General features: G+C 66.3%; 12 protein-coding genes and 1 tRNA gene. 7 read left to right on the top strand and 6 right to left on the bottom strand.

Annotated elements, in window-relative coordinates; translation table 11 throughout:
* Positions 1-115: 115 nt before the first annotated feature.
* Positions 116-1,789 carry a phosphoglucomutase (alpha-D-glucose-1,6-bisphosphate-dependent) gene (gene pgm / locus AC1AZA_RS09270; RefSeq protein WP_476514377.1) on the bottom strand — a complete coding sequence of 558 codons (1,674 nt, stop codon included), beginning with the start codon at positions 1,787-1,789 and terminating at the stop codon, positions 116-118.
* Between the two features lie 166 nt (positions 1,790-1,955).
* Complete coding sequence (locus tag AC1AZA_RS09265; RefSeq protein ID WP_476514376.1) at positions 1,956-3,353, bottom strand: sugar porter family MFS transporter; 1,398 nt, start codon at positions 3,351-3,353, stop codon at positions 1,956-1,958.
* A 454-nt stretch (positions 3,354-3,807) separates the two neighbouring features.
* Here AC1AZA_RS09265 and AC1AZA_RS09260 point away from each other — a divergent pair, with 454 nt between their 5' ends.
* The 4 genes from AC1AZA_RS09260 to ptsP are packed head-to-tail and all read left to right on the top strand — an operon-like array spanning position 3,808 to position 8,793.
* Positions 3,808-5,898: a glucose PTS transporter subunit IIA gene (locus AC1AZA_RS09260; protein WP_476514375.1), complete on the top strand. Its 2,091-nt coding sequence runs from the start codon at positions 3,808-3,810 to the stop codon at positions 5,896-5,898.
* 26 nt (positions 5,899-5,924) lie between these two features.
* The gene (locus AC1AZA_RS09255) at positions 5,925-6,773 is read left to right on the top strand and encodes a PRD domain-containing protein (protein ID WP_476514374.1); all 849 of its coding nucleotides are present in this window, start codon (positions 5,925-5,927) and stop codon (positions 6,771-6,773) included.
* Between the two features lie 56 nt (positions 6,774-6,829).
* Positions 6,830-7,096: an HPr family phosphocarrier protein gene (locus AC1AZA_RS09250; protein ID WP_476514373.1), complete on the top strand. Its 267-nt coding sequence runs from the start codon at positions 6,830-6,832 to the stop codon at positions 7,094-7,096.
* A 5-nt stretch (positions 7,097-7,101) separates the two neighbouring features.
* Positions 7,102-8,793 (top strand): phosphoenolpyruvate--protein phosphotransferase, encoded by a 1,692-nt coding sequence (gene ptsP, locus AC1AZA_RS09245; protein WP_476514372.1) that lies wholly within the window; start codon positions 7,102-7,104, stop codon positions 8,791-8,793.
* A 371-nt stretch (positions 8,794-9,164) separates the two neighbouring features.
* On the opposite strand, the gene AC1AZA_RS09240 is transcribed toward ptsP, so the two are convergent.
* Both AC1AZA_RS09240 and AC1AZA_RS09235 read right to left on the bottom strand, forming a co-directional pair.
* A complete protein-coding gene (locus tag AC1AZA_RS09240; RefSeq protein ID WP_476514371.1) occupies positions 9,165-13,652 on the bottom strand; it encodes a S8 family serine peptidase in 4,488 nt (1,495 codons plus the stop codon).
* Positions 13,653-14,074: 422 nt separating this feature from the next.
* Positions 14,075-15,196, bottom strand: coding sequence for a diacylglycerol/lipid kinase family protein (locus AC1AZA_RS09235; protein WP_476514370.1), 1,122 nt, complete (start codon positions 15,194-15,196; stop codon positions 14,075-14,077).
* 342 nt (positions 15,197-15,538) lie between these two features.
* Between AC1AZA_RS09235 and serS the strand changes: the two genes are divergently transcribed.
* Entirely contained in the window at positions 15,539-16,825 is a 1,287-nt protein-coding gene (serS, locus tag AC1AZA_RS09230; RefSeq protein WP_476514369.1) for a serine--tRNA ligase, read from the top strand.
* 221 nt (positions 16,826-17,046) lie between these two features.
* Positions 17,047-17,134, top strand: a tRNA-Ser gene (locus AC1AZA_RS09225).
* Positions 17,135-17,190: 56 nt separating this feature from the next.
* Here AC1AZA_RS09225 and AC1AZA_RS09220 read toward each other — a convergent pair.
* Positions 17,191-17,478, bottom strand: coding sequence for a ribbon-helix-helix domain-containing protein (locus AC1AZA_RS09220; RefSeq protein WP_476514368.1), 288 nt, complete (start codon positions 17,476-17,478; stop codon positions 17,191-17,193).
* Between the two features lie 5 nt (positions 17,479-17,483).
* Positions 17,484-17,780, bottom strand: coding sequence for a hypothetical protein (locus AC1AZA_RS09215; protein WP_476514367.1), 297 nt, complete (start codon positions 17,778-17,780; stop codon positions 17,484-17,486).
* Positions 17,781-18,828: 1,048 nt separating this feature from the next.
* On the opposite strand from AC1AZA_RS09215, the gene AC1AZA_RS09210 reads away from it, so the two are divergent.
* Positions 18,829-20,214 (top strand): CapA family protein, encoded by a 1,386-nt coding sequence (locus AC1AZA_RS09210; RefSeq protein WP_476514366.1) that lies wholly within the window; start codon positions 18,829-18,831, stop codon positions 20,212-20,214.
* Positions 20,215-20,344 lie beyond the last annotated feature (130 nt).

The raw sequence follows: 20,344 nt of genomic DNA, 5'->3' as shown, positions 1-20,344 counted from the left end.
CGCTCCAGCGATAGATTCAGCCCGTATTCCCTGCGCCGAATACAGCGAACCGCGCCGCAAGCAAAGCACTCACGGCGCGGTCCGGGGGAATGGGGAATTCCGGGAATGTGGCGTGTCAGGCGAGCGCCTTGTCCACCACCTGCTCGGCCTCGGCGAGCACCTTGTCCAGAGCCTCGGGGGACTCGAAGGACTCGGCGTACACCTTGTAGATGTTCTCGGTGCCGGAGGGGCGGGCCGCGAACCAGTTGTCCTTGGTGGTGACCTTCAGGCCGCCGATCTTGGCGTGGTTGCCCGGCGCCTCGGTGAGCTTGGCGGTGATGTCCTCGCCCGCAAGGGTGGTGGCGGTCACGTCGTCGCCGGTGAGCTTGGCGAACTTCTGCTTCTGCTCGAGGGTGGTGGGGGTGTCCACGCGCTTGTACCAAGACTCGCCGAAGCGGGCCACCTGGTCCTTGTGGAGCTCGGCCGGGTTCTTGCCGGTCTTGGCGGTGATCTCCGCGGCCAGCAGGTCGGGGATCAGACCGTCCTTGTCGGTGGTCCACACGCGGCCGTCCTTGCGCAGGAAGCTCATGCCGGAGCTCTCCTCGCCGCCGAACGCCACCTCGCCCTTGAACAGCGGGTCGACGAACCACTTGAAGCCCACCGGCACCTCGATCACCTTGGCGTTGATGGACGCGGCCACGCGGTCGATCAGCGAGGAGGAGACGAGCGTCTTGCCGACGGCGGCACCCTTCGGCCAGCCCGGGCGGTTGCCGCCGAACAGGTACTCCACGCACACGGCGATGTAGTGGTTCGGGTTCATCACGCCCCAGTTCGGGCAGACGATGCCGTGGCGGTCGGCGTCCGGGTCGGTGCCGCCCACCAGATCGTACTTGTCCCATGCGCCGGCGTTGAGCTCGTCCACGAGGCCCTTCATGGCGTACGGGGAGCTCGGATCCATGCGGATCTTGCCGTCGTGGTCGATGGTCATGAAGCGCCAGGTCGGGTCGACCTCGGGGCGCACCACGCCGATGTTCAGGCCGTACTTCTCGTTGATGAGCGGCCAGTAGTTCACGGACGCGCCGCCGAGCGGGTCGATGCCCAGACGCACGCCGGAGTTGCGGATCGCGTCGAAGTCGATCACGTTGCCCAGATCGTCCACGTAGTGCTCGCGGAAGTCGAAGCCCTCAACGAACTCGGTCTTGACGGCCTCCTCGTAGGGCACGCGCTTGACGGACTTGTAGTCGCCGAGCAGCTCGTTGGCGCGGGCGGCGATCGCGTTGGTCACGTCCGCCGGGGCCGGGCCGCCGGTGACCGGATCGTACTTGAAGCCGCCGTCGGTGGGCGGGTTGTGGGACGGGGTGACCACGATGCCGTCGGCCAGGCCGTCGCCGGTGAAGCGCTGGGTGCCGTCGGCCGCGCGGTTGTGGGTCAGGATGGCCTGGGAGACCACGGGTGTGGGCACGAAGTCGTTGCGGGAGTCGATGCGCACGTGCACGCCGTTGGCGACGAGCACCTCGATGGCGGTCTTCTTGGCCGGGGCGGACAGGGCGTGGGTGTCGGCGCCGAGGTACAGCGGGCCGGTCACGCCGGCCTTCTTGCGGTATTCGGCGATGGCCTGGGAGATGGCCACGATGTGCGCCTCGTTGAACGAGGTCTTCAGGGACGATCCGCGGTGGCCGGAGGTGCCGAAGATGACGCGCTGTTCGGGCACGGACGGATCGGGAACGAGGTCATAGTACTTGCCGATGACTTCGTCGACGTTGATCAGATCAGCTGGGGTGGCGGGCAGACCCGCATTTTTTGCAACCATAGCCTCATTTTGCCACTGCAAAACGACAGTCAGGCGACCGCAAAGCGGACAGGGGGTGAACATCCGGGTCCGGTTCGATTGATTTTCCGGATGTTCAGCCTCCGCCCACCTTGCAGTCGCCTGACTGTCCTGACCGTCCCGATCGTCGATCGGCGTGCGGGCCGGCTCAGCGGCGGGTGAGCTCCTCCTCGATCTGCTCGAGCGACTTGCCCTTGGTCTCCGGCACGAAGCGCATGACGAACGGGATGGACAGCAGCGCGAACACGCCGAAGATGGCGAACGGGCCGCCCACGTTGTTGCCGAACGCGTCGAGCAGCACGAGGAAGAACTGGGAGACGATGAAGTTGCCCAGCCAGTTGGCCGCCGAACCGAACGAGGAGCCGATGCCGCGCACGGACAGCGGGAAGATCTCGCCGATGAGCACCCACGCGATCGGGCCCCACGAGACCGCGAAGCCGAGGATGTAGACCGCGATGAGGATCATGGTCGGCACGGCGAGCACGGCCACGTCGCCCACGAAGTTGAGCACGGAGAGGATGGCCAGCGAGACGGTCATGACGACGGAGCCGAAGATCAGCAGCCCCTTGCGTGGGAACCTGTCCATGATGAGCGTGGCGATGACGGTGGAGACGAAGTTCACCACGCCGATGCCCACGGACACCCAGATCGCGTCGCCTTCGGGGAACCCGAAGCCCTTGATGAACACCTGCGGCAGGAAGTAGATGACCGAGTTGATGCCCACGAGCTGCTGGAAGAGCATGATGCCCACGGCCGCCACGAGCGCCGGACGGGCGATGCGGAACAGTTCGCGCACGCCGCCCTTGGTGTCCTGCGCGGCCACGGCCTTGATCTCGTCGAGTTCGAGCTGGACCTGCGTCTGGTCCACGTCCTTGCGGATCAGGGTGAGCACCTTGAACGCGTTGCGCTCGTCGCCCTTGTTGACGAGGTAGCGGGGGGATTCGGGCAGCAGGATGCCGCCGATGAGCAGCAGCGCGGCCGGCACGAGCGCGGAGCCGAGCATCCATCGCCAGTCGGCGAAGCCGAGCAGGTTGTGGTGCAGAAAACCGAGGTTGGATGCGTACGCGAGCAGGATGCCGAACGTGATCATGAGCTGGAACAGCGTGGACAGGGAGCCGCGGCGCTCCTTGGGGGCCAGCTCGGCGAGGTAGGCGGGAGTGAGGGCGGAGGCGGCGCCCACCGCGAGACCCAGGATGATGCGCGCGGCGACCATCATGGGGAAGCCGGTGGCCGCGGCGCACAGGCCGGAGCCGAGCAGGAAGAGGATCGCGGAGACGATGAGCAGCTTCTTGCGCCCAAACCGGTCGGACAGCGCGCCGATCGACAGCGCGCCCACGCACGAGCCGATGAGCACCGAGGAGGTGATGAAGCCGGTCTGCGAGACCGTCAGGCCGAAGTCGGTTTCGATGAGCGGGGAGGCCCCGGAGATGATGCCGGTGTCGAAGCCGAAGAGCATGCCGCCCAGCGCGCCGAATGTGAAGATGAACGCGCTGTTGAGCGGGAATCTGGTGGATATGCCCCGGGTCTCGTGTGGGTTGCTGGTCAATGGGTCCTGCCTTTCCGTCGCCTTTGAACGGGTGGTCGATGTGCGTGGATCGGCCCTGAAAACGAAAAGACCTGAGGCCTTGCGGAACGCTGTTCCACGGGCCTCAGGTCTTGCCTCGAATCGAGTCACAATCCTTTGTGCTTCGTATGTGCCGATCAGTATAGGTTCATTGCGGGGTGCTCGCATCCGGCGTGTCGCGCATCGAGGGAGACACGCCGGCGTGACGCTGTCCGGCGAGGGGTCGTATACTGCCAACCAACTTCACCTTTGCAGGGTTGCAAGTCGCACGGATCGTCGGCGCATGGAAGCGCGGGCGCCAACAGCAGACGCAAGACCTGAGGCATCGCCATGCCTCGGGTCTTTTTTGTTGTCCGGACGTTTGTCCGTGGTTCGTGCGGTGGCGGGGCCGGTCAAAGGGGAACGACAGGGAATCCAGTAGGGAAAGGAACCAGCGATGGCTTCATCAACGGCATCGCAGATCATCGCCGCAGTGGGCGGGGCGGGCAATGTCACCAGCCTGACCCATTGCGCGACGCGACTGCGCTTTGAACTCGTCGACGCCGGCAAGGTTGACCAGAACGCGCTCGACCACATGGACGGCGTGCTCGGCGCGGTGTCCCAGACGGGCAACCGCTATCAGGTCGTCATCGGCGGCGCGGTCGCCACCATGTACGAGGAAATCATGCACCTGCCCGAAATGGCGAACGTGGGTACCGCCAAGCAGATGTCCAATGCGGACGTCAAGGCCGCCGCCCGCGCCAAGGGCCGCGGCAAGGTCGCCTGGCTCGACTCGTTCTTCGAGTATCTGGCCGACTCGTTCCGTCCGATTCTGGGCGTGCTGCTCGGCGCGTCCATCATCATCGCGCTCGTCAACCTGTGCATTTCGCTCGGCTGGATCGCGAACGACGAGGCGGACGCCTCCCTCATGTTCATCAAGGCCATCTGGAAGGGCGTGTTCTACTTCCTGCCCATCATGGTCGCCTACAACGGCGCCAAGAAGCTCAAGGTGGACCCGTGGCTGGGCGGCGCGATCATGGCCATGCTCATGACCCCGCAGTTCACCGCGCTCGCCGACGCCTCCAAGTGGGGCGACGCCGTGCGCTGCGTGGAGAACGCGACCCTCGGCACCACTGACTGCACCGTCACCGTGTTCGGCCTGCCGATGCAGCTGTCCGATTACTCCGGCAACGTGTTCGTGCCGCTCATGATGGCCGCCGTGCTCGCGCTCGTCTACCACGGCCTGAAGAGGATCATCCCCGACAGCGTACAGCTCGTGTTCGTGCCGTTCTTCTCCATGATCGTCGTGGGCGCGCTCACCGCCTTCGTCATCGGCCCTCTGGGCGTGTGGGTCGGCAACGGCCTCGGCGTGGTGCTCGCGTGGATGAACATGCACGCGCCGTTCATCTTCGCCATCGCCATCCCGATGCTCTACCCGTTCCTCGTGCCGCTCGGTCTGCACTGGCCGCTCAACGCCCTCATGCTCATGAACATCCAGTCGATGGGCTACGACTTCATCCAGGGTCCGATGGGCGTGTGGAACTTCGCCTGCTTCGGCGCCACCGCCGGCGTGCTATTCCTCTCCGTGCGTGACCATGACAAGGAGATGCGCCAGACCGCCATCGGCGCGCTCGCGGCCGGTCTGCTGGGCGGCGTGTCCGAGCCGAGCCTCTACGGCATCCACCTGCGCTACAAGCTTGTCTACAAGCGCATGCTCATCGGCTGTGGCGTCGGCGGCGTCGTGATCGCCGTGCTTGGCTGGCTGTTCCCGTCCGTCGTCGCCTCCGGTCAGGCCGTCAAGGGCGTGACCACCACCGCGTTCGCGTTCACCTCCCTGCTCACCATCCCGGTGTTCGACCAGATGTGGGTGTACGGCGTGTCCATCGCCGCCGCGTTCGCCGTGTCCATGGCGCTGATCGTCATGCTTGACTACCGCACCCCGGAGCAGAAGGCCGAGGTGCTCGCAAAGGTGGCTCAGGCCGAGGAAGACATGCGGCTCGAACGCGAGGCGAAGGCCGCTCCGGCCGCCGCTTCCTCCGCTCCGGCCGTCCCCGAGCCCGCCGCTCCGGCCGAGCCCGCCGAGCCCGCCGAACCGGCCAGCGAGATTGTCGCCCCTGTGGCCGGCAAGGTGATCGACCTGTCCGAGACGGGCGACGCCGTGTTCGCGTCCCGCGCTCTCGGCGAGGGCGTCGCGGTCGTGCCCGGCGAATCCGTCGTCCGGGCGCCCGTGTCGGGTACACTGAAGACGGTCGCCAAGACGGGCCACGCATTCGGCATCAAGACCGACGACGGTGTTGAGGTCCTGGTCCACATTGGCATCGACACGGTGAAGATGGAAGGCGATGGCTTCACCGTGGCCGTCGCCAAGGGCCAGCGCGTGCAGGCCGGCGACGAGCTCGCCACCGTCGACTTCGACAAGGTGACCGCCGCAGGCTACAGCACCGCCACCATCATCGCCGTGACCAACACCAAGAAGCTCACCAAAGTGACGCCGCTGACGGGCAAGGACGTCGTGGCCGGCGACGCGATCATCGAGGTCGAGCGCTGACGACGGACGCAAGGAAGCGGGATGCCATGGAAATACTTCGTGTGTTCAACAACAACGTCGTGCTGGCCAAGGACGACGATGGCGGGCAGGTGATCCTCACTGGCCGAGGTCTGGGATTCCAGGCCAAGCCGGGGCATCCCGTGGACCGGTCCAAGGTGGTTCGGAAGTTCGTACCCTCGGACGGGCGCGACCCCGACCATCTGGCCGAGATGCTGGCCGATGTGCCGCCGGAGATGATCCGCGCGGTCGTGGACGCCATGAAGGAAAGCGGACTGGGGGAGAAGGAGCTCGGCAGCGCCACGCTCGTGCTCGCCCTCGCCGACCACGTGGAAGGTGCCGTTCAGCGGCTTGCCAAGGGCATCGAGGTCACGTACCCGCTCTTGGGCGAGGTGCGCAACCTCTACCCGCGCGAATACGAGCGCGGCCGGGCACTGCTTGCCGCGCTCAACAGGCGGCTCGGCGGGGTCATTCTGCCGCCGGGCGAGGAGATTGCGCTTGCGATGCACCTCGTCAACGCCGGCTTCTCCACGGGCGACCTCAGCTATACGTACACCATGACCGGCGTGATCCAGCAGATGCTCGACATCATCGAGAGTAGCTACGGCATCACGCTCGACCAGGGATCGGTGAACGTGGGCCGCTTCATCACCCACCTGCGCTACCTGTTCGTCCGCATCCACCAGCACCGCCAGCTCGACGACGAGCCCGAGCCCGTCGTCGCCGCGATTCGCGAGTCCTATCCGGATGCGCTCAAATGCGCGCGGACCATCGCCGCCGTGCTGGAGCTGCGCCTCGGCAGCGACATCACCGACGACGAGATCGCGTATCTGGCGCTCCACGTGGCACGCGTCACCAAGGGCGCCGACCGCCGCTAGGCGTTTCATCGCAGACAACTTCACCCCAATACCCACATATACAGAAAGGAACCATCATGATCACCCGTACCGCAGTCATCGGAGCCTCCGTCGGCCTCCACGCCCGTCCCGCCGCCCTGTTCGCGCAGGCCGTGGACGACAAGGGCCTTGACGTCACCATGACCTTCAATGGCGAGGAGGCGGACGCCGCCAGCGCCCTCGAGATCATGACCCTCGGCGTCAAGGGCGGCGACACCGTCACCATCTCCTGCGACGACGACTCCGCCGGCGCCGCCATGGACGAACTGGCCGCCATGCTGGCCAGCAATCTGGACGCGGAGTGAGCGGCATGACGAGCGAACATCGCATTCTTCACGGCATCGGCGTGTGCGCCGGCACCGCCAGCGGCAAGCTCGCCCTGGTGCGCCAGGCGCCCGGCGTGGACGAGCACGAGCCCGCCTGCACCGACCCGGCCGCCGACACCGAACGCGTCAAGGCCGCCATGGCCGCCGTGGTGGAGGGCCTCAAGGCCCGTGCCGCGAAGGCCACCTCCGACAAGTCCCGCGCCGTGCTCGAGGCCACCGCCCAGCTCGCGGGCGACCGCGGCCTCGTCAAGGCCGTCACCAAGCGACTCAAGGCCGGCGACGGCGTCACCCACGCCGTGCACAACGCGGTGGAGGGCTACGCCGAACTGCTCAAGAAGCTCGGCGGCTACATGGCCGAGCGCGTCACCGACCTCAACGACGTGCGCGACCGCACGATCTGCGAGTTGCGCGGACTGCCCGCTCCCGGCGTGCCGGACCTGAGCGAGCCCGTGGTGCTCGTGGCCCGCGACCTCGCGCCCGCCGAAACCGCCACGCTGAGCCCCGAGACCGTGCTCGGCGTAATCACCGAGGAAGGCGGCCCCACCAGCCATACGGCCATCCTCGCCGCGCAGCTCGGCATTCCCGCCGTGGTGCGCGCCGAGGGCGTGCTCGAAGCCGTGACCGAAGGCGACACCGTTGCGCTCGACGGCGGCGTGGGTGAGATCATCGTCTCGCCGACCGACGAGGAGGCCGCCCAGCTGGCCGACCGCTCCCGTCGTCGCGCCGCCGCGCTCGCCGGCTCCAGCGGCGAAGGCAGCACGCGCGACGGGCACAAGGTCAAGCTGCTCGCCAACATCGGCACCGTCGCGGACGCCGAGAAGGCCGCCAAGTTCGACCTTGAGGGCTCCGGCCTGTTCCGCACGGAGTTCCTGTTCCTCGGCCGCGAATCCGCCCCCACGCTCGAGGAGCAGACCGAGACGTACACTAGGGTGCTGCAGGAGTTCGGCGACCGCCGCGTGGTGGTGCGCACCCTCGACGCCGGCGCGGACAAACCGCTCGCCTTCGCCGACCTCGGACCGGAGGAGAACCCGGCCCTGGGCGTGCGCGGCCTGCGCCTGAGCCAGCGCCGCGAGGACCTGCTCGACACGCAGCTGCAGGCGCTCGCCAACGCGTACGAGGCCACGCACGGCGACCTGTGGGTCATGGCCCCGATGGTCGCCACCGTGGACGAGGCCGAATGGTTCGCCAACAAGGTGCGCGCGCTCGGGCTGCCCAAGGTGGGCGTCATGATCGAGGTGCCCGCCGCGGCCATCCGCTCCGCGCAGGTGCTCTCCGTGGTGGACTTCGCCTCGCTCGGCACCAACGACCTCGCGCAGTACACCATGGCCGCCGACCGCCTCAAGGGCGATCTGGCGAACCTGCTCACCCCGTGGCAGCCCGCCGTGCTCAACATGATCAAGATGGCCTGCGACGGCGGCCGTGCCACCGGCAAGTACGTCGGCGTGTGCGGCGAGGCCGGCGGCGATCCGCTCCTCGCGCTCGTGCTGACGGGCCTCGGCGTGGGATCGCTCTCCATGGCGCCCAAGAAGGTCAACGCCGTGCGCGCGGCCCTGCGCATGCACGACATGTCCACCTGCCAGCAGATGGCCGCCTACGCGGTCGACGCGCGCACCGCCGAGGATGCCCGCGCCGCCGTGATCGCACTCGCCGATCCGATGCTGCTCGACCTGCTCTGATCGGTCACGCAACGTAACGTTGCCTCAATTGCCCAACGAATCGGGGCCCTTCCGCCGGTTGCCTTTTTCAGGCTGACCGGAGGGAAGGCCCCGATTCGTTTGCGCGCCACACGGATGTCTGTGGATGCGCCTGCGGATGCCTGCGGTGGAGACGGGTAAGCGATTCGGCAAACGCCTGCAAAGCCCGGTGATCCGGAGCAAAGGCTTCGGCAAGCAAGCGGACAAGGAGACTCGGCACAGAAGCCGTAGAGATCTCCGCAAAAGGGGAGGTCCCTCGCATCGCGGTTCACATGACTGCGATGCGAGGGACCTCCCCTTTTCAGAGCCTAGGCTCGGACCGGCTGGCTTGCCGGCTCGGACCTGCGTACCTGTTACCTGTTGGCGTTGCGGCGACGGACGATCACCGCGCCTGCGCCGACCGCGGCGGCGACCACGGCGAGGACCGCGATCGTGCCGACGGCGGCACCGGTGGCGGACAGCTTGTTCGCGTCCTTGCCGTTCGTCTTGCCGGTGTTCTTGTTGCCGTTCACCACCACGGTGCCGGACGGCTGGTTGTTGTCGGTCTGGTTGTTGTCGGTCGTACCGTTGTTGTCGGTGGTGCCGTTGTTGTCGTCAGCCGGCTTGGTCAGACCGTCGTACGCGGCCTTGAGGGCGGTGTACGCGTCGTTGACCTGCTGCTGCGAGGCGTCCTTGTTGGCGAGCACGTCCTGGGCGGACTTGAGGGCGGACTGGAACGCGGTCCAGGTCTCGTCGGTGTAGTCACCCTGCTCGAGGCCCTTGACGGCGTCCGCCAGACCCTGCAGCTTGGTCTTGTCGACCTGCGGGACCGTCTTCTTCAGGCCGTTGATGGCGGTCTGCAGGGCGGTGGTCGCGTTGTCGACCTGCTGCTGGGTGGCGTCCTTGCTGGCGAGCACGTCCTTGGCGGACTTGAGCGCGTCGGCGAAGGTCTTCCAGCTGTCGGCGGTGTAGTCGGCCTGCTTGAGGCCGGCGGCGGAGTCGACGAGCGTCTGCAGCTTGGTCTTGTCCACGGTGGGCTGCGGGGCGTTCTTCTTCAGGCCGTTGATGGCGGTCTGGAGGGCGGCGTATGCGCTGTCGACCTGCTGCTGGGTGGCGTCCTTGCTGGCGAGCACGTCCTTGGCGGACTTGAGCGCGTCGGCGAAGGTCTTCCAGCTGTCGGCGGTGTAGTCGGCCTGCTTGAGGCCGGCGGCGGAGTCGACGAGCGTCTGCAGCTTGGTCTTGTCCACGGTGGGCTGCGGGGCGTTCTTCTTCAGGCCGTTGATGGCGGTCTGGAGGGCGGCGTATGCGCTGTCGACCTGCTGCTGGGTGGCGTCCTTGCTGGCGAGCACGTCCTTGGCGGACTTGAGTGCGTCGGCGAAGGTCTTCCAGCTGTCGGCGGTGTAGTCGGCCTGCTTGAGGCCGGCGGCGGAGTCGACGAGCGTCTGCAGCTTGGTCTTGTCCGTGGGCACCACGGTCTGCGGCGTCTGGATGTCGATGTTCGTCGTCTGATCGTCGGAGCGCACCGGTGCCTTGGCGTTGAGGTGCAGCACCAGCGCCTTGGCCTTGGAAGCCTTGGCGTCCGCAGCCTGATGGGCAGCGATGGACGTGCCGTCGGCGTCGGCGTACAGGTAGGTGCCGGAGCCCTTCTGGCCCTTCTCGCCGAACCACAGGCTCGGGTTGAGAGCGTCGAACGCCACGACGTCGGTCGTGTCGGCCACGTCGGAACCGTCGGTGGACACGTTGGCGGCGGTCATGGATTCGATCTGCGCGGAGGCCCTCATCGGGGCGCTCTTGGCGTTCTTGTCGATGCCGAGGGCGGAGAGTTTGACCGGCAGCACGATCACGTTGGAGTCGGCGACCGTGGCGGTGGCCAGCGGCTGGGAATCGATGACCTCGCCGATGGCGCAGCCCTCGGCCGTGCAGTTGATCTTGGAGGTCTCCACCCACGTGGCGTCCACCGGGGTGGGCTTCGGGGTGCCGGGCTCGGCGGAGTTCACGGAAACGAAGGCGTCGGGCAGTCCATCGGCGTTGGTGTCGAGCGTGATCTCCGGCATGAAGACGTTGCTGTTCACCAGCGACCAGGTCTTGTCGGTCTGCAGACCGAAGGCCAGGTAGCCCTGCGACGGGTCAGCCAGCTGCGGGGCAGTGGAGGTGAACGCGAAGGCGCGGATGTCGCCGGCGGAGGCGGAGCGGGCGCTGTCGACGCTGGTCGCCTCGTCGCCCGCCGGATCCTCGGTGAGCAGCTGCATCGGAGCCACCTGCGAGGCGTAGGCTTCGGCTCCGTCGCCCTGCTGGAAGCCGTGGCCGCTGAGGGTCAGCGTGCCATCCTTGGAGCCCTTGGTGAACGTGAGGCTGGACGTGGTCTCGGAGATCGGCTTCGGAGCGGAGGAGACGGCCACGCGCAGCGCGGAGAACGCGGCGTCGGAGCCCTTGACGGGCGCCAGACGCACGATGCCGCTCGCGTCGGTCACGTAGTTGGTGGCGTGCTCGGCGGTGGCGGGGTTGCGCTCGGGCTGGGTGGTGTCGCGGGTGTGGCGCAGCGCGGACTGGTCCGGGATGTTCAGCGTCACGTCGAACGTGGCGGTGCCCTTGGCGGGAACGGTCAGCGTCTTGGTGCTCACGGTGTAGGTGACGCCCGGGGTTTCGGTGCGCGGCACGTAGGCCACGTCGTAGGTGACGGGCTTGTCGGAGGTGTTCTTCACCGTGAAGGACTTGGTGGCGGCGTAGCCCTTGACAGGCACCTGCACGATGCCGAACTGGCCGGTCACGGCGGTCGGATCGTCGGTGGCGGCCACGGTCACGGGGTTGTTCACCACGTTGAGGGCGTCGATGCGGCCGGTGCCGACGCGCAGCGGGCTCAGGGCCTTGCCGTCCTTGGTGATGGTCACGTCATGGTCGGCGGTGTTCATCACCAGGGCCTTGATCTGCTCCGGGGTCCAGTCCGGGTGCGCCTGGAAGGCGAGGGCGGCCACGCCGGAGGTCAGCGGGGTGGCCATGGAGGTGCCGTCCATCACTTCGGGCCTGGTGCCGGTGCCGGCGGACGCGGAGATGATGCCCACGCCGGGGGCGGAGACGTCGGGCTTGACGGTGCCGTCGGCGGAGCCGTGGATGCCGCGGGAGGTGAAGTCGGCCACCACGTCCTGGTAGTCGGCCGCGTAGTTGACCTTGAGGGCCATGCGCTGGTCGGAGGACAGGGTCACGTTGAGCGTGCCGGCGTCAAGCGCGGGCTTGAGTGCGGCGACGGAGTCCTTGACCACCTGGAAGCCGGGCAGCGTGGTGTTGCCGCCGATGCCGGCGGACGGCAGGTTGGACTGCGAGGCGAACAGGATGCCGGTGGCGCCGGCGTCCTGGGCGTTGTTGAAGCGCACGCCGGAGCCGCAGACCACGTTGGCGTCGTCCCAGTCGACCCACACGATGTTGCCCTTGACGGCGCTCTTGGCGGCGTCGGTGTACGGGGTGCAGCCGGTGGCGTCGGTGTCGGTGAGCTTGACGACCTTGCCGGTCACGGCGTAGGCGCCCTGAATGTTCATCGAGTACTGGCCGGCGAGCTGCTTGTGCGCGGCGGCCAGATCGGCCGGGGCGTTGACGGTGATGCCATCCTGCAGCGTGCCGCCGGACTGGCTGGCGGCCACGGCGAGGGAGCTGGCCGCGGTGGCCGGGCTGCCCATGATGTCGGTGAAGTCGCCGTCGTTGCCGGCAGCGACCACGGAGAGCACGCCCTGCTTGGTCAGTTCGTTGACCTTGGCGGTGTCCGGATCGTCGGCGGAGCCGTAGGCGCCGCCGAGGGACATGGACAGGATGTCGATCTGCTTGCCTTCGGCGATGTACTTGGCCACCACGTCAAGGCCGGCGCCCACCAGACCGGTGGAGCCGCCGTTGTCTCCGAACACCTTGATGGAGTAGATGCCGGCCTCGGGGGCGGAGCCGGGGGCGATCTCCATGGAGCGCACGTCCGCCTCGGAAGTCTTGGCATAGTCGTTGCCCTTGGCGCTGGTGCCGTCGGCCTTCACGCCGTAGCCCGCGGCGGTGCCGGCGACGTGGGTGCCGTGGTGGCCGCCCTCGCCGTCGATCGGGTTGCTGTCCGGGCTCGGGGTGATGTGCTTGCCGTCGTTCGGATAGTAGTCGGAGCCGGCCAGATCGGTGCCGCCCAGGAACTTGGCGGCATCGTAGAGGCCCGCCGGAACGGTATTGGAGGAGAGGGCCTGCTGGTAGGCCTCGGTGGTGCCGGGGCCGCCGAAGTCGGCGTGGGTGTAATCGAGGCCGGTGTCCATGATGGCGATGTTGACGCCCTTGCCGGTCTTGCCGGTCTGCGTCCACGTGCTGATCGCGCGGACCAGCGCGTCGTTGTTCGCGTTGGCCGGCTTGGCGTCGCTGCCGGTCACGGCCGCGGTGCTGGTGTCGGTGGCGGTCTTGAGCGTGATGGGGCTCACCTTGACCACGTCGGCGTTGCGCTCGGCCAGGGTGCGCACGGCGTTCGCGTCGGCGTAGACGGCCACGCCGGGGATGGTGTACGAGGTGGTGTACACGCGCTTGGCGTTGGCGTCGAGCTTCTTGAGCTGGTCGAACACGCCGTTGGCGGTGGCAGCCGACTGGTTGGCGGCGGCGTCGGCCGCGCCGCGGTTAGCCTCGCGGGCCTGCGGGGACGTGCCGTTCTTGGCGCTGACCGCCAAGCCGCTTTCGCCCTTGGTCTGGATGAACACCAGGGTGTTGCCGGTGGCGTTGGCGAGACGGGACGAGACCACGCCCTGCTGCAGCGTCGGGGTCTGGCCTGCGTCGGCGGCGTTGGCCGTTGCCGCGAACGGGACGGCCATGGCCGCGCATGCGGCGAGGGCCACCCAGCGAATCCATGATTTCTGCTTCATGCTTCTCCTTGATTGTTGCGCGCCGATGGTCGCGTCGATGCGAATCAAGGTATGGATACGGTCGCCTTCGCGCCGTCCCCAACGTCCCCCAAACTGCAGCGGCGTTTGCATCAGTGTTTGCATTGTAAAACCTGTATGTTGCCTGCGTACAGCCTGTGCCCATATTATTTTCCCCGGCGCTTTCCCTTTTTGTGAGGTTCGGGTGGGCGGTGCGATGCCGGGAATAACGGGGATGGCGGGGGAATCGGGGAGCGTTTTGGGACTGAGCGGCGGTAGTAGGCGTTTCGGCGGTGCGCTGTGAATTCCCGGACTTTTCTTCCGTGATTCACCTCCCGTTTACCCAACGTTTTCCGATCGTTGGATGAACGGCTTCCGCGTGTCGTCCGTTTCCTGCCGGCGCTACGGTTCCGCGGTTTGAGCCTCTACAGCGCCATGATGCCGGTCGGCTCGGCGGGCACCTCCGGCACGCGCACGCACAGCGCCTGCTTTTCGATGGAGAACGCCACGTGCCGGGTCTTGCCGAGCACGTCTCCGTCCACCTGGGCGAGGATGGGTCTGGCGAGGCGGATCTCCGCGCGGCTGCCCTTGATCTGGTCGATGCGCGAGTTGGTGGACAGCGGGCTCTGCTTGGCCCGCCCGGTGATGGTCTGGTGCACCACGTCGCCGAACAGGTTCGCCCAGCCGAGGATGCCACCCGTGGTGTCGATGAGCTCGAAGTCGAGGTAGCCGTCGTCGCTCACGGCTTCGGGCATGAGACTCAGCGCCGGCAGCTGGCCGCAGTTGCCGGCCATGAACGTGCGGAACGCGAGTCCGGTGTAGGTCTGCGTGTTGCCGCGCTGGTCGGTGATGGTCACGTCGCCGTGGTTTCTGGGGGAGAACAGGTGCTTGGTGGCGGAGGCGAAGTAGGCGAGCCAGCTGATGTTCTTCTTGAGGTTCGGGTTCGTGTCGTCGATCATGAGCGCGTCGAACCCCACCCCGGCCACGATCAGGAAGCCGTGGTCGTGCTCGGGCTCGTCGGAGTCGAGCACGCACAGGCGGCCCATGTCCACGTGGCGGCTGCCGTGCGAGGTGGCGACGGCGAGGGCGGCGTCCACGTCGTCGATCGGAATGCCCATGTTGCGGGCGAACAGGTTGGCGGTGCCGATGGGGATGATGCCCATCGGAATGCCGTCGAACTTGGCCATGGCGGAGGCGACCGTGCGCACGGTGCCGTCGCCGCCCACCGCCACCACGCCGGTGGCCCCGCGCGCCACGGCTTCGCGGGCGCACGCGTTGCCGTCCTTGTCCAGCTGCGTGTCGATGAAGAAATGGTCGATGTCCCGCTCGCGGCAGAACGCCGTGATGCGGGCGCGCAGCTCCTCGGCATGCGGCTTGGAGGGGTTGATCACGAACGCGTAGCTGCTCCTGTGCGTATCGTCGTCGCGCTGTTCCACCGCCTGATTGAGTTTGCGCCGTTTGTTGAGCCTCCAGACCAGAAAGGCGGCGGCCGCGAGGGCCAGGACGGCGGCGATGACGCAGAGCGTGACGATCAGCGGTGTGGGCATGCCTCCCATTGTGCGCACGGCCGGCCGGCCCATTGCGGCGGCTTACCCATTTGTGAACGATTCCTGCACGTGCGGCGGGAACACGCGGATGCGTCTCAGTCGCAACTCACTTGGTACGCGTGGTCATGCCACGGATGCGATGCCACTGTGCGTTTGTGCCGAGTGGGGACGCTGTGCCCACTGTGTGCCCACGCTGTCACCATATGCATATATAAGGATGCCTTCCTCTGGTTGCTCCAGCCGTTTGCTCGGATGAGGCGGCTTGGGCGGCGTGGATGGCGTGTGGGGCGGGCGGTCCGCGGGGGCTGGCCTGTGTCGGCTCGCGGCATTAGGCTAGGGCACATGCTTGATATTCAATTCATTCGCGAACATGCCGACGTGGTGAAGGAGTCGCAGCGCAAGCGCGGCGAATCCGTGGAGCTCGTCGACGAGGTGCTGCGCTCTGACGAGGCCCGTCGCACCGCCCTCAAGGAATTCGAAGCCGCCCGCGCCCAGCAGAAGGAGATCGGCAAGAAGGTCGCCGCCGCCCCCGCGGACGAGAAGGCCGCACTGATCGCGCAGACCAAGGAACTCGCCGCCAAGGTGGGCGAGTACAAGGCCGCCGCGGACGCCGCGTCCGAGGAATACACCACCGCCATGTGGAAGCTGTCCAACGTGGTTGAGCCCGAGGCCCCCGAAGGCGGCGAGGACGATTACGTGGTCGTCAAGAAGGTCGGCCAGCCCCGCGACTTCGAGGCCGAGGGCTTCGAGCCGAAGGACCACCTCACGCTCGGCGTGGGCGTGGCCGGCATCGACATGCGCCGCGGCGTGAAGGTGGGCGGCTCCCGCTTCTACTTCCTGCGCGGTCAGGTGGCCCGCATGCAGATCGCCATGCTCACCATGGCCGTCGACCAAGCCGAACAGCACGGCTTCACGCTCGCCATCACCCCCACGCTGGTGCGCCCCGAGGTCATGGCCGGCACGGGCTTCCTCAACTCCCACGCGGACGAGATCTACCGCCTGCGCGAGCCCGACGACCAGTATCTGGTCGGCACCTCCGAAGTGGCGCTCGCCGGCATGCACGAGAACGAGATCCTCGACCTGTCCAACGGCCCGCTGCGCTACTGCGGCTGGAGCTCCTGCTACCGTCGCGAGGCCGGCGCCGCCGGCAAGGACACCTCCGGCATCATCCGCGTCCACCAGTTCGACAAGGTGGAGATGTTCGTCTACACCAAGCAGGAGGACTCCTACGCCGAGCACAAGCACCTGCTCGCCATGGAGGAGGAGATGCTCGCCAAGGTAGAGGTCCCGTACCGCGTGATCGACACCGCCGCCGGAGACCTCGGCTCCTCCGCTGCCCGCAAGTTCGACACCGAGGCATGGATCCCCACCCAGGGCCGCTACCGCGAGCTCACCTCCACCTCGAACTGCACCGAGTACCAGGCTCGTCGCCTCAACATTCGCGAGCGCACCGAAGACGGTTCCACCCGCGCGGTCGCCACGCTCAACGGCACGCTGGCTACCACCCGCTGGCTCGTGGCCATCCTCGAGAACCACCAGCAGAAGGACGGCTCCATCGAAATCCCGAAGGCCATGCGTCCCTACATGGGCGGTCGCGAGGTGATCGAGCCGCAGAAGTGGGAGGCCTGATCTTCAATCAGGCCTGCTGAGTCCTGCGCGGCGCTCCGTGGTGTCGCGTCGGCTACGGACAGTCCACTGGACTGTCCGTCACATGGGAGGCCTGATCTTCGGTCGCAGGTCTGACCGGGCTTTGGCCGATTTCGGCTGGGTTCGACCGGGGGAGAGGCGGAACTGCGTCTGTCCCCCGGTCTTTGCATAATGACATGCCATGCGCTTTTGCGCATGACGATGGACAGATGTCTGAGCGGTCTAAAGAGACGGTCTTGAAAACCGTTGGGGCGCAAGCCCCCGCGAGTTCGAATCTCGCTCTGTCCGCCACCAAGGGTTTTAGGCAATTGCCTAAAACCCTTTTTCATGCCGAAATGCGGGCTTTTTCAGGCGTGCTGCCGTTCCAATTCCCGGTGACATGCTTCGCGCATGATATCCGCGAAAGAGATGCCGCGGCGTTCGGCGGCTTCACGCAGGGCATTCGCGTCGTTCTCTGGCATACGGAATGTGATTGGAACCATCGGCTCCTCGTACAGCGGCGGACGCCCCAGCGGTTTATTGATGACGAGCTTGCCGGGCTTGCCATGGAAGATGCCGTTGTCGGCGTCCTCATCCCACTGATCAATCATATCGTCGGTGATTTCGATGCCGCCTTTTGCCTTGTAATCTGCCATCTTGGTCATCTCCTTCCGATGAGCTGTCGTATTTCTGTGTCCGAGAACCCCATCTCGGTCAGAAACTTCTTTCGTGCTGGCGCGACGTGGAAGATAATCCACTCGTTGTTCTCTTCTCCTTCGTAAGCGATGAGTTCGGTGAGTTGTCCGTGCCAATCCCATCCGACGGCCATCTTTTGGTTGGGCTCGTATCCTCCCTGACGGGGTAGCGTTCGTGCGGCGTCCATCCAAGTGGAGAGTATCTCCCTCTCGTCCAGCCAAGGGCGTTTCTGCAACACTCTTGGATGTACGAGTATTGTCATCGCGCCTCCCCTCCGAAGTTTCGTACACGAAAAGCATACCATTATGTATACGAAAAGGCAAAGGGTAATTGGAGGAGCATGAGGGCGAGGAGCCAAGGACTACGGGGATCATCGGGTCTTTTCTCAGAAATGTTCTGCGGTGATTTGGCTGTCCCCGTGCCAATGGAATCGCTCGTGGCGGTTGAGGTCATTATTCGATTCCTGTCTGCTCGATGCCTCGGTCGATGCGGTTGCACGGCCGGGGCAATTGCGTGATCGGTCCAACCTGTGCGCCCAAATTCGTAGGTTGGACCGATCATGCGATTTTTAGCCCTGAAAGCGGCCGTTTTTTCGCGCGATCGGTCCAACCTGCACTAGAGGCGGCACAGGTTGGACCGATCGTGCGAATGTTGCGAAAACTACGCCTTCGGGGCCGACGGCACAGAATTTTGCGATTGAGGCGGATTGCATTTCCGATTTGTGCGGTGGAAATCAGCTGTTTGCCAAGTAGGACCCCCGTGAAATGGCCGAAATGACGCTGCGGATACTCGGCCATACGCGGAAAAGCACCGCACAAATCGGAAGTACGTGTTTTGGGGCCGCTACGTAGTCGATTGCGGTTGGTGAAGGAGGGAACGGCGTACGGGTCAAGGGGGACAGAAGGTACGCCGTTGTCCGCCTGTCTCCAAGGGTCAATTGTATGGGACGGGGGTAGGGGCCGCAAAGGGAGCGCTCACAGTCAAGCAAATCCGCCGAACTGACGTGTGTCGCAGGCAGCGGTGTGCGGCGGCATGATGCGGCCGGAACAGTGTTTTGCACGATGGCGGTCGAGCGGTGGGCCGGGGTAATGCGCGGTATGGCGGGAACAGCCTGTTCCTACCGTGGTTGCAGTTTCCGCGAGCTTCGTGCATGAGTGGATGCGTTCACGGGAGTAGAGTGCATCACAGAGAGCAACGTGAGGGGCAGTATGAAGAACGATGGGCATAGGACGGACGGGCGTCGCGTGGTTTCCGGGTCGGCGGGCGGCAATGCACCCCATCGGCATGCGGGGTACATGCATGCGGGTCGCATGGCTGATCGGGCGGGCAGCACCGCGCGCAAGGCCCGTGCGCGCATCACCGCTGCCCTCGCCGCACTGCTGGCAGTGCTGCTCGTGACCTGCGCCGGCGTGGTCTGGCACCGCATGAACGCCGGCGGGCAGGACGGCACCACAGGCGGCACGGGCTCCGGCGGCAGCGGGATGCTTGCCGCCCTCTCCGGGCGTGAACTCACGCGCGCCAACGCGGTCCCCGCCCCGCCCGAGACCCACCCCGGCAACGGGCCGGACTGCCCGGACCGTGACTGCATCTCGCTGCTCGTCAACGGCGACATGCTGTTCCACGCCCGACTGTGGAACAATTTCGCCGGCGCGAACACCGCGGCCACGGACGGCACGGCGTACGACTTCACCGAACTGTTCGCCCCCATGGCCCGCTACCTCAAGGCATCCGACATCTCGGTGTGCAACTTCGAAACCCCCGTCTCCAAGCCGGGCGGCCCCTACGCCGATTACCCGTCGTTCAACATCCCGCCGGAAACCGCCGCAGCGGTGGCCAAGGTGGGCTACACCGCGTGCACGCACGCCACCAACCACTCCTGGGATCAGGGGCTTGCCGGCATCCAGCGCCTGATCGATACGCTGGACCGGGCCGGACTCAAGCAGACCGGCTCCTATGCCAACGAGGCCGACTCCATGAAGCCCCTCGTGCTCGATTCGCCCACCGGCGGCGGCAAGCTCGCCGTGATCGCCGGAACCGTCTCGCTCAACGGCAACAAGCCGAGCGAGGACTGGATGGTGGACCGTCTGCGCGGCAAGGAGGATGCGCACCATCAGTCGGACATCGACCGTGCCGTTGCCAAGGCCAAGGCCGCCCGCGAGCAGGGGGCGGATCTGGTGACCGTCGCCATGCACTCGGTCGTCGAATACATCGACAAGGCGGATTCCTGGCAGGTGGCGGAGGCGCACGAACTGGCTGACACCGGCGCGTTCGACCTCATCTTCGGCACCGGCAGCCATTCCGCCCAGCCGATCGAGAACTACCACGGCACGTGGATCATCTACGGGCTCGGCAATGCGGTCACCGTCACAGCATCCTCCCCGAGCCGCGTGGTGAACAACCAGGGGCTCACGGCGCGCATCCAGTTCGCCGGGCGCAAGGGACAGGCGGGAACGTGGCGCGTGAACCGCATCGACTGGCTGCCCACCGCCAACATGCGGCAGGGCCAGTACCGCTGGTGCCCCATCGCATCCGACCATCCGGACGGCACCTGCTGGAGCGATGACGAGGACGCGCAGGTGCGCGAACGCATCAAGGGCGTGCTCTACTCGATGGGGGCGGATCCGAACGTGGTGCGCGAATGGACCATCACGAATGAGACCCCGGGGGATGGCAGCGCGAGTAGTGGCCGGCAGTAGCGCTCGGCCGCGTGGGCGAGGTGCCTCATTTGAAAGTGAGCGCGTAATCCGGAGTGGTGCCTCACTTGGGGTGAGCGCGAAATCCTAGTCCCTGTCGGCTTGCGGGGTTTCGTCGTCTTCCGGTTCGACG

It is taken from the genome of Bifidobacterium sp. LH_389 (genome assembly GCF_056357235.1).
The sequence above is the reverse complement of the archived record's forward strand: the minus strand, read 5'-3'. Positions and strand labels throughout refer to the sequence as shown.